We start from the raw sequence: 13,147 nt of genomic DNA, 5'->3' as shown, positions 1-13,147 counted from the left end.
GCAGACTCTGCTGATAATGGGGTTCATTTCTTTTTATCCAGCACTTTATTCACTGCTTTAAGAATTTCAGTTTTATTGGAAGGTTTTAAAAGATACCCATTAAGCCCTTGCTCAGCCCATTTTTTAATCAATTCTTTATTTTTATTACCGGTTAATGCAATAACAGGTAAACTTTTCCCGCCTGTTACCGCTTTAATTTGCTTGGTTGTATTGATGCCGTCTAATTGGGGCATAAACAGATCCATCAATATAAGTTCATAACAATTCTTTTTAATTTTTTTAAGTGCACTTAAACCGTCATCGGCTACATCAACAACAAAATTCTCATTATTTAATACTTTCACCAGCATATCGCGGTATAAAACATTGTCTTCGACCACGAGTATTCTTTCTCTTCCTCGTAACGGCGGCTCTGCTAACTCTTTTTGCAGCCTCGCTGCTCTTTGATTAGGATTTGAATCGGACATGTCGTTTATCATAGCCACACGGCTTTCAAAAGTGGATAAGCCGTTTTTCTGCGCTAATAACTGTCCGATAAGGCTGTCTAAATTCTCTCTTATACTGCTTTCCAGGTCAGCCAGCATCGGTTCGATATGACTTTTATTTATTTTCGCCAAAATAGCTCTAGAAACATCATCAGGCTCGACTGAATCCGGAGAATTGATGACTTCTTTGCAGGAAGAGATCGAACCTAATAAAGACTGCCTGCATTCGCCGCTCTGATCAATTAAAGACGATAAATTCTCGCCAATATTCTCAAGTTCTTCGTCATTGATCCCCGCGTATCTGGTCGATGTCTGGCTGGACTGCAGTCCATTATGAACAATCATTTTTAATCTTAACTTTTCGTATAAAGGCTGATAAACAAAATAATCGTCAAACAACCCTTTTAAACAGCACCGGAATGCCGCAGCTGATTCACGATTGTTACATAACAGAACACTATGGTGAGGGTAATCCAGGCACTTATTCTCAATAATCTGGTTATACAGTTCGATATTTCTTTCAATCGAGCTTAATGCCAGTAGTATAACGGCTGGTTTACATTTATTTATAATCAGACCGATTTTACTGTTTACCGGCAGAGTCCGGTATTCTTCGACCTGCTCAGCAATGATAGTGGCAACGCCTAACACATCCTCTTCATTTTCATAAATCATAATAACTTCTGGATCGCGGCAAGCTATTTTAGAACGGTTAGCCATTTTTCACCTCTTTATGCACCAGTAACAGTGACTCTTTTATCTGTAAGATTTTCTGTTTGCTTTTTTCTTTATTATTTTCTAAAGCAGCATGCTCCAAGGCTTCCAGAAAATCCGCAGCCTGTTCTGCACCCACAGCTTTGGCTGAAGTTTTTAGAAAATGTGCCTCTTCTTTGACAGCAGCTAGATTTTTTTCATTGTACAGTGAGGCGATTTTAATAAGTGATATTTTTGCCTGCTTTAAAAAATCTATTTCAAACTGACGAATACTCTCTCGGTCATCACCAATCAGATCGATCATCACATTACGGTTTAATACTTTTCTCGATTCAGCCATTTACATACCACCTGGTCATCACCTTTTTAAGATCTTTAAGTACTACCGGTTTACTAACAAAATCATTCATTCCTGTTGAGTAACAATATTCTGCATCACCAGCCATAGCGGCTCCTGTGATAGCAATAATTGGAATTTCAGCTCTGCTTTGTGTTTTTTCTATCTCACGTATACGCTTTGCCATATTATACCCGTCAAGATTGGGCATATGGCAATCCGTTAAGATCACCTTATATTCATTAGCCTGCCACTTCTCTATGCCCTGCAGACCATCTTCTGCCAGATCACACTGATAACCTAATGTTGAAAGCTGCTTTACGATTAATTTTTGATTTAATGGATTATCTTCTACAATCAGCACATCGGACGGCAGTTGTTCTGGGAGGCTGTTAATAACCAGGTCTGATTCTAAGTCCAGGTCTAAATCTAAATCTAAATCTAAATCTAAACCCAGGTCTAAATCATCCATTGTAATATCATCAAGTTCCAAGGAAGTTTTATTATCCAGCAGCTTTTGAGTTAAAATCAGCAGCTGCATTTTTGTCATCGGCATAATGGGTAAAATAGGACAGTCAGGTATTGATAGTCTAATACTCTTTATTAACGCCCGCGGGACAGCCACCAGTAAGTTATCTACAGTTTCATTCGTCTGATAAATATACTGCAGCTCATCCAGCTGATTTTTATCTGCATCCATCAATAACAACACAACATCAAAATTCTTTAACGCATCTGCAACGGCACTAATATCAACCTGCTCAACCTCGGCATATTCACAGCTCAGGTGCGCTAATATTGTTTCATGCATAACATGCTGATCATGGAAATGGGTCACTGCAATACTTTTATTCTGCAGACAAGGCAGCGGTTCCGTTTTTCCTTTAGATCGCCAGAATGGAATTTCAATACCAAATGTCGCTCCATGTCCCAGACTACTGTCTAAGGACACTGTCCCCCCCATTAAACAGGTAAGCTTCCAGCAGATAGCTAAACCCAAACCTGTTCCACCGTATTTTCTTGTCGTAGAAAGCTGTGCCTGAGTAAAAGGTAAAAATAATTTTTTCTGGGTTGGTTTATCAATACCTATGCCGTTATCCGTTACGGTAAACAACACCTGATAAATGATACCGTTAGTTTCAATGACTTTAGTCCGCAGTGTAACAATGCCGGGTTTATCCTTGGTCGACTCGGTAAATTTAAAGGCATTGCCAAGTAGATTAAATAATAACTGTCTTACCCTTACTGCATCACCTTCGAGTAACTTAGGTAATCTGGGATCCTCTTCAACATCGAATTGAATAGACTTACTACTGGCTGTCGGCAGAAATAACTGCACAACGTTATCAACTACTTCAGCAACAGAAAAATCACGCTGTTCTAACTGCATTTTTCCTGCTTCAATTTTCCCGATATCCAGAATATCATTTAAAATATAGATAAGATTTGTTGCCGAAGTGCTCGCTGTCTCAATAAGATCCATTGACTCAAGGGACTGTTTCGATAATGCCAGTAAGTCTAAAGAGCCTATCACCGCATTCATGGGAGTTCTCAATTCATGACTCATCATAGACAAAAATTCAGTTTTAGTCTGACTTGCATTTTCCGCTCGTTCTTTTGCCTGCTGCAGCTCTTTAGTACGCATAGAAACACGCTTTTCTAATTCACTGTTTATTTTTTTTAACTCTGTCTGAATACTGTTAAGTGCCGTATGATCAAAAAAAACACCGTCGATTCTACTGTTTTTACCAAACAGATCTTTGCTGACTTTGCCTTTTCCTAAAAAGTATTTGAACTGCCCGTTAGGAAGTACTGCTCGAAATTCCTGTTCAAACGCCCTACCCGTATTTAAAGAATCCTGAATCGCTTTAAATACAATATCTACGTCATCCGGGTGAATACGTTGTGACCATTTATCTAAATTTCCTGTATCTTCAGCTTTCAATGCAAACATATTATTTGCCTGTGTATCCCAGTCCCAGATCCACTCTGCCAGCTTATTTTTTTCCGCCCGCCAGGTACCTATTTTACCAGCCTCAAAAGCTAAGTTTTTTTCTTCAATCACATTTTTCAATGCTAATAAAACTTGCTTTGACTTAGTACTGTCATGTAAAGAGCCGACAAAAAGAAAGTGTCCGTTATCAGATAGAGAAACCTCACTTTTTAATTCAAACCATTTGTCCTTTTGATCAACTTTAACCCGGAATTCAAAGTCAATTCGTTCACCAGCGCTAACTTTGTTTATATCAAATGCGTTAAACTTTGCCTGATCAGAAACTGCAGCTTTGTTTACCAGATCATCCCATACAGGCGGCTTATCGGCATCAAGACCGATTAGCTCTTTTAATTTAAGAGAAAAGTATAAAAAGTTCGTCTGCGGCATATATTCCCAAGTACCTATACCCGCACTTCTAACTGACTGATTGAGCAGTTTTAATTTATTTTCAGTAATATTCTGCGGTACAGTCTGGACATTAACTTTATTGAATAAAAGACAATACTCATCTTCTGTCTGCGGGTTTTCTTTTATACTCAGATAGACACTCTGTTTCTTTCTCTCTTCAAGTAATAAAAATGCATAGCTATGTTGATTATTTATAAGCAGCTTTAAAAAATAAACTGCAGACTCAACTGCAGTTTTTTCAGGAAAGGACAATAAACTTTGTACTTTTCGTCCGATCAATCCATCTACAGCAATATTAAACTGCTCAACAAAAGCGGCATTTACAGTAACAATATTGCCCTGACTGTCGCAGACTAATATCGGGTATGGTGTTAGATCAAATCCACATTGACTGGTCATTGCCCTTTTCATCCTTGCTGTCAAATTGCTTATGGATAAATAATAGTATCTCTTTGAAAAATAGCATTATATCCAACTGAACTATCAGTATAGTTTTGTGACACCAATTTGTTTTAAGTATTTTCAGCACAAAGCATCAAGGGGTTTACAACTGCCTGTTTGTCTATAGGAGTAAATTTTTTCAGGATAAATGCGTTATGTCTTTAGATAAAGCAAAGTGAAGCGGTTTGATTTGTTAACAGAAGCAGGCTGCGAGTGAGAGTTATACTCACCCGTAATAAAAGTATAAAAATACAGTAATGCTATTTACGTCTTAACCAGAATAGTGCGCCGTCTACTGCCCGCCAGGTTTCTTTACCTGCGAGGTTAATATAGGTAAGTGCTTCGCTTTTATCTCCGCTCTGATAAGCCTGAGGTACCTGCTTGGGAATTTTACTCTGACCAGTAAGGTATTTTTCAAGGTGTTTATTGGATTTTTTAAGTTGTCTCTTGATCTGTTTTGACTCTTTACTGTCTCCTGACTGGGCAAATAACATCAGAGCTTGTGCCGCCAGCATAAAGGTACTTCTTTCTTCATAGAGATTAAGCAGCCCTTCAACTTCTGACCAGCGCTGTTTAATAATTAAATAATTGACCAGTGGATAACGATTCGCCTGATTATCATTCGGATTTAATTCAATAAGTTCCTGCAGTTCCTTAATAGCCGGATCGATCAATCCTTTTTCAAAATTTATCTGCGCACGTCGTGCTCTTAATACCATGTAAGGGCGGATTTCAGGGTTAAGCCACATCTGGCCCAGATTGTTTTTTTCAAAATCAGGCCCAAGTTGTGCAGCTTGAAAGGAAATCATCTCCTCAAGCAGGCGGCAGGCATTATCATCACTTTGATGCATGATAATCTGGGTAATTTCCCTAAAGGCCTGTTCGTCAACTTTGCTTTCTTCTTCCTGTGCGCCTTCATCTTCGCCTGCAAAACGCATTTCATGAATGAAATCAGCAATTAAAGTCGTTAATAAGCGCTTCATACGATGCCCTGCCAACTCATAATCATCATTTTGTTTAGAAAAAATATGTTTAGCATTTTTTATACTGGTAAAAGCAGTCAGTGTTTCTTTGATGACTAATAAATCATCTTTATGTCGAGCAGATAACAACTGTACATCGATAAAATTAAGCGACTTAATCATGCCTAAGCACCAGCTGGGCAGCGCAGATTCAGGTGATAACGAAGATTTAAAATCAGTTTTAGAAAGTACGCACTTTGCAGGGAGCTTAATTTTCATCTCCATTACATCATCCATTTGTGATGTGTAAATCTGCAGTACAGCCTGCATCTGTTCTTCATTGTCCAGCACGATATCGCCGAACAAATCTTCCATCCAGAGCGACGGGACTATCAGTTCTGGTGAGCATGCTAAACCCATGAAATAACCTTGAATAAAATAATAGTCTGGCTTTAATGAGCTGAAACTGGAAAACTTAATCGTTTGAAGACGCGCTTTTTGTGGTGAGATCATAATAATAAATTGTCGATTCTTGAAAAAAAAGCAAGCTTACTCTTTTTGATCATACTTTATCAAGTCTCTATTAATAAACCACACAAACATGCTGTAAAAGTGTCGTTGACATAACAGTGCTGCTTTATAGTATTTCTGTTCCTGACTATTTGTTAATGATCAACATTTACAACATTAGTTTCAGGTTCATTCTGATAGCGGGCAAACATCTCCGCCAGAGACTCACCTTTTTCACTAATGCCTTTTTCAGTCAGAAACTGTTTATTATAGAGTTTTGACGAGGAGCGCTCAGCTAGATCACAGCAGAAAGTCACAATGGTTTTACCCGCCCCCATTTTTGCCGCCGCGTATAATGCGCCGGCTGCATTGAGCGCCGAACTGCTGCCTAAAACAAGACCATCAATCTCGCGAAGATGACGGGCGATAGTAACCAGATCCTGATCAGGAAGACTAACTGCATGATCAATTCTCGCTTCGCGAAAATTCTCCACACTGCGCATAATACCGATCCCTTCAGTGAAAGAACTGCCGCTGCTGACATATTGACCATTTTTAAGGTAAGAGTAAATTCCAGAGCCTTCAGGATCAATCAGCCAGGTCTGCAGGGCATGATGTTTTTCTGATAAATAACGTGAATTTCCGGCAATCGTGCCGCCCGTTCCTACCACGGATACTAATGCATCTATTCTGCCTTCTGTCTGCAGCCAGATTTCCGGGCCGGTGTTTTCATAATGTGCCTTACTGTTACTGATATTTTCAAACTGATCTGCCCACCAGTAATTATTATTTTCTTCACCAAGCCGTCTGGCTGTATGGTAAAAATGATTAGGATTAGCAAATGGACAAGCGTCCACCAGCATCAGCTGCGCATCATATAAAGCAAGCATCTGCTCTTTTTCAGGCGCCTGTCCCCTGGGCATAACCGCTAACATTTTAAATCCCATCGCTTTGGCAACCAGTGCCAGACCGATACCTGTATTACCCGCAGTACCCTCAACTATGGTCATTCCCGGCGTCAGTTTCCCACTGTGAACAGCGTCTTTGACCATCTGCAGAGCGGCCCGGTCTTTAATAGATCCACCGGGATTCTGCTGTTCACACTTCAATAAAATTTCGCAGCCGCTTAAATCAGAAAGGCTGTTGATACGTAACAGATCGGTATTACCGATCAATTCAGTGACGTTTTTTGATATTGAGGAACAATGCATAATTCATACACCTAAATTGAAAACAATATAATAAATACTAGGCGGATACAGTTTTAAATCAAGCCTGTTACCACCTTAGTATCTGCTGGTAATGCCTTAAGGAAAGAAATAAGCTCAGGCAGAAATAAGTAGTCGTTATTTACTTGCTTTGCTTCACCTTTCGCAGGCATTATATAAACTTTTTGTTAAGGGAAAACAATGACAACATCAACAAACAATTATCAGAAAATGATTTCCGGTCAAGAATATAACTGCCTTGATGCAGAAATAGCAGAGTTACGCAGCAGACAGCAGCGTCTGAATCGACAAGTCAACCAATCGCTCGAGGCTATTATTGATCCGCAGCTGCTGCCGCACAAATCTCCCAGCGCGATTGTGTCACTGCCCTTCTATGTCAGTTATGGCGTGCATATTCATCTTGCTGAACAGGTCTTTATCAACAGCAATGTCACCCTGCAGGATAATGCGCCCATTTATATTGGTGAACAGACAATGATAGGGCCTAATGTACAGTTTTATACCTCGGACCATCCGCTTAATGCTGACAGGCGGGTACAAGGAATGGAAACGGCAAAAGCGATTCACCTTGGAAGACGAGTCTGGGTAGGCGGCGGCGCTGTCATTTTGCCCGGCATTACAATTGGCGATGAAGCTGTTATAGGAGCGGGTTCGGTAGTCACTAAAGATGTTGCGGCCAAAACAGTTGTAGCTGGTAACCCGGCAAAATTAATTAAAACAGTGCCGTAAAAACCAGCTGAACAACTTGAACTTGTGCTAATCCTGCATATGTCCGGAAACAAAACTAGGATGATAACGACAATATTCCAGACATTCTTTCAATAAACTTAAAAAGTCACTCATGTCCCTATCTAAGCTGCTGTCCGGTAAAAACAGATGATAACCATAGGCCGTGGCTAGCTGTTCGCTCCTATGCAGCCAGGCCGCAACCGGTCCTTGGTAGGTTACATCATTAAGGACATAGGGATCAAAGTTGACTAAACAGTCATCGAATGTAATCTCCTCATTTTTCGCGGCTAAATTTAATAACTCCTGCTGTTCATGGAGCAGTTTATTAGCCAGCCTAGGAGAAATATTCTGCGCGATATTTTCCAGATTTTTCAACTTTATACCTAAGTAAGGCAGTTCTTTATGCTCACCTTCAATATCCGCTTTGACATCCCCAACACGAAGAATATCCTGCCAAGGCAGCAGCCAGTAACCAGAGCGGTGTACATAAACGATTTTTTCAGGATAGATAAAATAACTGATCTGCGGTTCTAAAATTTTAACAACACCGATGAAAGACACCAATAGACATGCCAATGAGAGTAATATTAACTGAATTTGACTTAAATCCCACACTAGCAGGTCGAATATCATACTGAAAATAAGTAATACACCTCCTAAACATACCAGAAATTGTTCATTACGTTTTGACTTAGGCCTTACCTTAATAACCTTTTCCGCTGTTCCTTCCGACATAATATATCCTCCTCACAAGCTTTCCTTTGCTAAATGAAAATGCCCTGATTCGGTGTTATATCAAAATAACAGCAAATTATTTTGCCCGAATATTATAGGGTTATATAAATTGTAGGAGTAACTTTGCAATCTCGCTAGTGAATTTATTGGGATATAGCCGCACGGACTAACAGAAGTAATTTTTTAACACAACACAATAGTGCTTTTGTAATAGTTGGTGAGAAGTCTTTATCCCCCTCACCATAAAGCTTAATGGCGTAGATAATCAGCTGCTGAGGTAGGTGTAAAGAAACTCAGTAATAGAAGTCATATCAGAAACTGTAATGTATTCTTCAGTGGTATGTACTTTTGCCATTCCCGTCGATAAATTAACGGTCTTAAGCCCTTTTGCATTAAAGATATTGGCATCGCTGCCGCCGCCTGTGGATTTCGGAAGTGCTTCAACATCGTTAGCAGTAAATGCAGCTTTAACAGCACTAAGCAGCGGATCATTTTCAGCAATACGGTAGGCATCATATGAACGGTTGGATTCTATCACTATAGCTGCGCCATGCTTTGCTGCTGTCTGTTCAAATAAATCCACCATATGCTCAACCTGAGCTTTTAACTTTTGATCATCAAGAGAGCGGGCTTCAGCTTCCAGATAGAGATCCGGCATTACAATATTTGTCGCACCGCCGCCTTTAACAAAACCAATATTAGCCGTTGTTTCATGATCAATTCGCGAAAGCTTCATTTGTGAGATAGCGTCGGATGCAACCGTTAACGCATTAATACCCTCTTCCGGGGCTAGACCTGCATGTGCAGGTTTTCCGGTAATGTTTATTTTCAGACTCTGCTGTCCTGGAGCCAAGGTGATAATCGTACCAATTGGGCCTCCGGAATCTAAAACAATTGCCTGTTTAGATTCTATGCGCGACATATCAAAATGCTGTGAGCCGAGAAGCCCGCCTTCTTCATAAACCGTAAAAGCCAGTTCAATGGTTTTATGAGCCTGTTTATCTGCCAGCAGACAGCGAACAGCTTCCATAATCGCAGCAATGCCGGACTTGTCATCTCCGCCTAAAATAGTATCGCCTTTCGAACTAATCACACCATCGATAATCTGCGGCTGTATCTCTTTGCCCGGCGATACCGTATCCATATGACAGCTGAGTAAAATACTGTCTGGTAAAGTCCCCTGCAGACGGGCATAAAGATTAAATCCGTTAGATATCTCAGCGGGGACCGCAAGCTGCTCAACTTCAAAACCAAGCTCAAATAACTGGGAAGCTAAAATTTGTGCAATCTCTTTTTCGTTTCCAGACTCACTGTTGATCTTAACAAGTTCAATAAAGTGGCTGATTAGTCGTTCCTGATTAATTCTGTTCATAAATTTCTCTTAATAACAAAAAAAATAACTGTAACGCAATTTTCCTCTGCTTACCTAGAGCAGGTCAAAAAAAGCGTTCTTGTGCACACAAAGCCGGCAATATTTACATTACTAACATTTTGATTTTAAAGACCGCGGTGCTGACTGCTTAATTCGGCAGCTGCGGAGCAGAAAGATCGCTCTGTTCATCATGGAGCTTTTCTTTTAAATACTTTATAAATACCTGGGTGCGCGTGTGCTCATATTCAAGCGTCGGATAATAAGCACAAACCGAACGGTGATCGGCAGTGATTTCCGGCAGTACCTGGACCAGTTCACCCGACTCAATCACATCTTCCAGCATCTTTCGGCTGGCCAGGAGAATACCCATCCCGCATTTAGCCCCGTAAAAAAGTGCTTCCGGATTAGTTGTTGCAAAATTCCCCCTTAAAGTAATACGCTTCCCGGTGGATAGTTTAACTTCCCTAACAGGCCTTTCTCCCCAGATCAGCATATTATGATGCTCTAAATCACAGGTGCTGCCGGGTATACCATATTTTTGCAGATAACTGGGCGAAGCGAAAAATTCCGCATGATTTTCGAAGAGTGAAACTGATTTGTAGCTGTGGCTGTTAAGCTGTTCAAGCTCGCGGCTGATAAATACATCAACATAATTCTCCGGCATCTGACCCGGCAGCGTCGTCTGCAGCTGTACTTTTATTTTTGGATAAGCCCGTAAAAACTCATCAAGATATTTAACGATAAATTTTGAACCAACAGCAATTGTTGCGCCTATTTTAAGTATGCCGGCCGGAGTCTGGTGAATAGAGCGCGCTTCATCGACTAATGACTGCCACTGATCCAGCTGCAGCCGGGAACGCTGGTAAAACAACTGACCTGCTTCGGTCTGATCAATTGAGCGAGTCGTTCGTTTCAGCAGCTGCACTCCGACCCTTTCCTCAAGCCAGTTTATGCGTTTACTGACAGCAGATCCGCTGGTATTAAGCTGATAAGCAGCGCCGTTAAAACTGCCCTCTTCAACCACTTTGATATAGCTGCGGACACAAAGCATCCAGTCCATAGGTAATCCTCGCTGAAAGTGAAATATTAATAGACATCATTAAGTCCCAGTGGGACCCAATGATGTTCCTATGCAGGTTATTATCATTTATATCGCACAAATGTACACTAACACTATGAATATAAAAACAACTAGCTTTAATAAAATACCACTCGCTCTGGCGATGATGATCATTGCAACCGGGCAGGTCGGTGTCAGTATATATCTGCCGTCATTACCGCTAATAAGCCATGAGCTGGCGGTATCACAAGCTGATGTACAGCTTCTGGTCACGCTGTTTTTACTCGGGTTTGGTCTTTCTCAACTGCTTTACGGCCCTTTATCGGATTCCATCGGCCGCCGCCCGGTCTTCCTGTTGGGACAAGGCATCTATCTGCTGGGCACCTTAGTGTGTTTTTTGATGACAGAGAGTTTCACTGCATTATTAATCGGCCGCTTACTGCAGGGGTTAGGTGCCGGCAGTGCTTCCGTGCTGGGACGCAGCGTAATACGAGACAGTTATCACGGCACGCAGTTAACCCAGGCTATGTCTTATATCGCCATGACAGCTTCAATTCTGCCGATTTTAGCACCGGTTATCGGCGGCTGGACGGCCTGGCATTTCGGTTGGCAGTCGGTATTCACCCTGGTACTGCTGTATCTGTGTGCGATTTTCACCCTGGGTTATTTTATACTGCCGGAAACCCTGCCTTACCAGGCTAAAAAGTTCAGCATAAAAAACACCCTCAGCGGTTACTGGAATTTATCCCGTAACTACCAGGTTATCTCTTCTGCAAGTTATAACTGGATAGGTTATTTATCCAGCTTAGTGTCAGTCTCTTTACTGCCTTTTCTGCTGCAGGACGGGCTGCATTTAAGTGCAGCAGAATACGGTCAAGTGATGATTATCCCCTCAGCCGGATTATTAATCGGCAGTTTATTATTGAACCGTTTAATTAAAATTATCTCAACCAGTCAGCTTATCTACATATCTGCCGGAACTATGATGTTTTCCGGCGCCTGGCTGATATTTAATGAGATGTCATTATTTAATATAGTCTTCGGATTTACACTGCTGGCCGCGGCACAGGGAATAAATACCCCTCTTTCAATCAGTTTACTGCTTGCGCCGCACACTAAGCAGGTCGGTGCGGTTTCAGCACTTTCCGGAGCGGTACAGATGTGCTTTGCAGGCCTTCTAGGCGGTTTCTTAATTAAATACTGGGTCACCAGTCAGATTAGCCTGGGTATTTTCTATTTAATCACCGGACTGGCAATTGCGACAGTATTAACACACAGCCGTATAAGAAATGCAAAAGTTAATAATGCAGTACTAGCAGCATCTGAAAAATAACCAGGGTAAATACAGCAGGCGGCAAAGTCACAGCCGTCTGTTATCTTGCTATAAAAGTACAGCTTTTCGGCCTGGTAATCCCCTCAGCTGCTCGTCATATTTTTCCATATGATAGTTTATCAGTTCCTGATCTCTTACCTCAACCAGCTGCTGTTTTACCACCTTAAAACCAAAGTGTTCAAAAAATGGTTTTGCGGTAATACTGACTTGAGCAAAATAGTGTTTTATTTTTTGTTGTTTACCCTGCGCTAGAATATGCGTCATCAGCGCTCTGCCGATACCTTCTCTCTGGTGAGCCTGATGGCAAAAAAAGTGGTCGATCAGACCATCATTCTGCAGATCGGCATAACCAACAATTTCACCGTTCAGCTCTGCAATATAAGGCTCAATATCCGTCATTCTTTTATTCCAGATAAACATATCCATGGAGTCCGGCGCCCAGGCCTTAAGCTGTGGAGTACTGTAGTCAGACTTATTAATAGTAAACGTCCGGCCAACCACACGTTCAATTTCATATCCAACTTGATTACAGTCCTCTAAAACATATTGAGGAGATTGGAATGAAACTGACAGCTAAAGATAAATGGACAAAATTAATTACAGAGCAGCAAGAAAGCGGCTTAACCGTTGCTCAATTTTGTCGTGATAACAGCCTTAACAGCAAGTCTTTTTATAACTGGCGGATCAAAATAACCACGCTTTCAGAAGCGCTGTCTTTTGTTAAAGTTCAATCCGCTTCAGCACCTGTTCCGATTTCAAAAAATTCGATTCAACTGCATTTTTCAAATACCTCCTTATCATTACCAGGCACTGTTTCACCAGTCTGGGTAGCCGCC

Annotated in this window: 12 protein-coding genes; 3 read left to right on the top strand and 9 right to left on the bottom strand. The window is 41.1% G+C overall.

Translation table 11 applies throughout. The annotated features are described in order from the left end of the window. Positions 1-23 precede the first annotated feature (23 nt). The 5 genes from G327_RS0108300 to G327_RS0108280 form a co-directional block, all read right to left on the bottom strand. Positions 24-1,205, bottom strand: coding sequence for a response regulator (locus tag G327_RS0108300; protein WP_019614298.1), 1,182 nt, complete (start codon positions 1,203-1,205; stop codon positions 24-26). After that, complete coding sequence (locus tag G327_RS0108295) at positions 1,198-1,539, bottom strand: Hpt domain-containing protein (protein ID WP_019614297.1); 342 nt, start codon at positions 1,537-1,539, stop codon at positions 1,198-1,200. The genes G327_RS0108300 and G327_RS0108295 overlap by 8 nt, the downstream gene beginning before the upstream one ends. Next, positions 1,532-4,339 (bottom strand): response regulator, encoded by a 2,808-nt coding sequence (locus G327_RS0108290; RefSeq protein ID WP_019614296.1) that lies wholly within the window; start codon positions 4,337-4,339, stop codon positions 1,532-1,534. Before G327_RS0108290 ends, G327_RS0108295 begins: the two co-directional genes overlap by 8 nt. Positions 4,340-4,641: 302 nt before the next feature. After that, on the bottom strand, positions 4,642-5,856 hold the full coding sequence (locus G327_RS0108285) for a UPF0149 family protein (protein ID WP_083938465.1): 1,215 nt from the start codon (positions 5,854-5,856) through the stop codon (positions 4,642-4,644). Positions 5,857-6,008: 152 nt separating this feature from the next. Then, the gene (locus G327_RS0108280; RefSeq protein WP_019614294.1) at positions 6,009-7,064 is read right to left on the bottom strand and encodes a cysteine synthase A; all 1,056 of its coding nucleotides are present in this window, start codon (positions 7,062-7,064) and stop codon (positions 6,009-6,011) included. 198 nt (positions 7,065-7,262) lie between these two features. On the opposite strand from G327_RS0108280, the gene G327_RS0108270 reads away from it, so the two are divergent. Then, a complete protein-coding gene (locus tag G327_RS0108270) occupies positions 7,263-7,811 on the top strand; it encodes a sugar O-acetyltransferase (RefSeq protein ID WP_019614292.1) in 549 nt (182 codons plus the stop codon). Positions 7,812-7,838: 27 nt separating this feature from the next. Here the strand turns inward: G327_RS0108270 and G327_RS0108265 are convergent, their stop codons facing one another. The 3 genes from G327_RS0108265 to G327_RS0108255 all read right to left on the bottom strand — a co-directional run bounded on the left by G327_RS0108265 (position 7,839) and on the right by G327_RS0108255 (position 10,978). Next, complete coding sequence (locus G327_RS0108265) at positions 7,839-8,546, bottom strand: DUF2982 domain-containing protein (RefSeq protein WP_019614291.1); 708 nt, start codon at positions 8,544-8,546, stop codon at positions 7,839-7,841. 265 nt (positions 8,547-8,811) lie between these two features. Next, positions 8,812-9,918: a M20/M25/M40 family metallo-hydrolase gene (locus tag G327_RS0108260; protein ID WP_019614290.1), complete on the bottom strand. Its 1,107-nt coding sequence runs from the start codon at positions 9,916-9,918 to the stop codon at positions 8,812-8,814. A 148-nt stretch (positions 9,919-10,066) separates the two neighbouring features. Continuing rightward, positions 10,067-10,978, bottom strand: a complete 912-nt coding sequence (locus tag G327_RS0108255) for a LysR family transcriptional regulator (protein ID WP_019614289.1) — start codon at positions 10,976-10,978, stop codon at positions 10,067-10,069. Between the two features lie 70 nt (positions 10,979-11,048). Here G327_RS0108255 and G327_RS0108250 point away from each other — a divergent pair, with 70 nt between their 5' ends. After that, a complete protein-coding gene (locus G327_RS0108250; RefSeq protein ID WP_019614288.1) occupies positions 11,049-12,311 on the top strand; it encodes a multidrug effflux MFS transporter in 1,263 nt (420 codons plus the stop codon). A 48-nt stretch (positions 12,312-12,359) separates the two neighbouring features. Here the strand turns inward: G327_RS0108250 and G327_RS24255 are convergent, their stop codons facing one another. Next, positions 12,360-12,812, bottom strand: coding sequence for a GNAT family N-acetyltransferase (locus G327_RS24255; RefSeq protein WP_245542684.1), 453 nt, complete (start codon positions 12,810-12,812; stop codon positions 12,360-12,362). 59 nt (positions 12,813-12,871) lie between these two features. Between G327_RS24255 and tnpA the strand changes: the two genes are divergently transcribed. Then, positions 12,872-13,147, top strand: a 276-nt coding sequence (gene tnpA, locus G327_RS24250) for an IS66 family insertion sequence element accessory protein TnpA (RefSeq protein WP_019614286.1), incomplete at its 3' end; no start/stop codon positions are given.

Source organism: Psychromonas ossibalaenae ATCC BAA-1528, assembly GCF_000381745.1.
Classification (GTDB): Bacteria; Pseudomonadota; Gammaproteobacteria; order Enterobacterales; family Psychromonadaceae; genus Psychromonas; species Psychromonas ossibalaenae.
Note: the sequence above shows the minus strand (reverse complement) of the source record. Positions and strands in the feature narration are given on the sequence as shown.

What these genes read in the sequence shown, in the direction of transcription:
- G327_RS0108300 (WP_019614298.1), bottom strand. Translation starts at nt 1,205, where the DNA reads ATGGCTAACCGTTCTAAAATAGCTTGCCGCGATCCAGAAGTTATTATG.
- G327_RS0108295 (WP_019614297.1), bottom strand. Translation starts at nt 1,539, where the DNA reads ATGGCTGAATCGAGAAAAGTATTAAACCGTAATGTGATGATCGATCTG.
- G327_RS0108290 (WP_019614296.1), bottom strand. Translation starts at nt 4,339, where the DNA reads ATGACCAGTCAATGTGGATTTGATCTAACACCATACCCGATATTAGTC.
- G327_RS0108285 (WP_083938465.1), bottom strand. Translation starts at nt 5,856, where the DNA reads ATGATCTCACCACAAAAAGCGCGTCTTCAAACGATTAAGTTTTCCAGT.
- G327_RS0108280 (WP_019614294.1), bottom strand. Translation starts at nt 7,064, where the DNA reads ATGCATTGTTCCTCAATATCAAAAAACGTCACTGAATTGATCGGTAAT.
- G327_RS0108270 (WP_019614292.1), top strand. Translation starts at nt 7,263, where the DNA reads ATGACAACATCAACAAACAATTATCAGAAAATGATTTCCGGTCAAGAA.
- G327_RS0108265 (WP_019614291.1), bottom strand. Translation starts at nt 8,546, where the DNA reads ATGTCGGAAGGAACAGCGGAAAAGGTTATTAAGGTAAGGCCTAAGTCA.
- G327_RS0108260 (WP_019614290.1), bottom strand. Translation starts at nt 9,918, where the DNA reads ATGAACAGAATTAATCAGGAACGACTAATCAGCCACTTTATTGAACTT.
- G327_RS0108255 (WP_019614289.1), bottom strand. Translation starts at nt 10,978, where the DNA reads ATGGACTGGATGCTTTGTGTCCGCAGCTATATCAAAGTGGTTGAAGAG.
- G327_RS0108250 (WP_019614288.1), top strand. Translation starts at nt 11,049, where the DNA reads ATGCAGGTTATTATCATTTATATCGCACAAATGTACACTAACACTATG.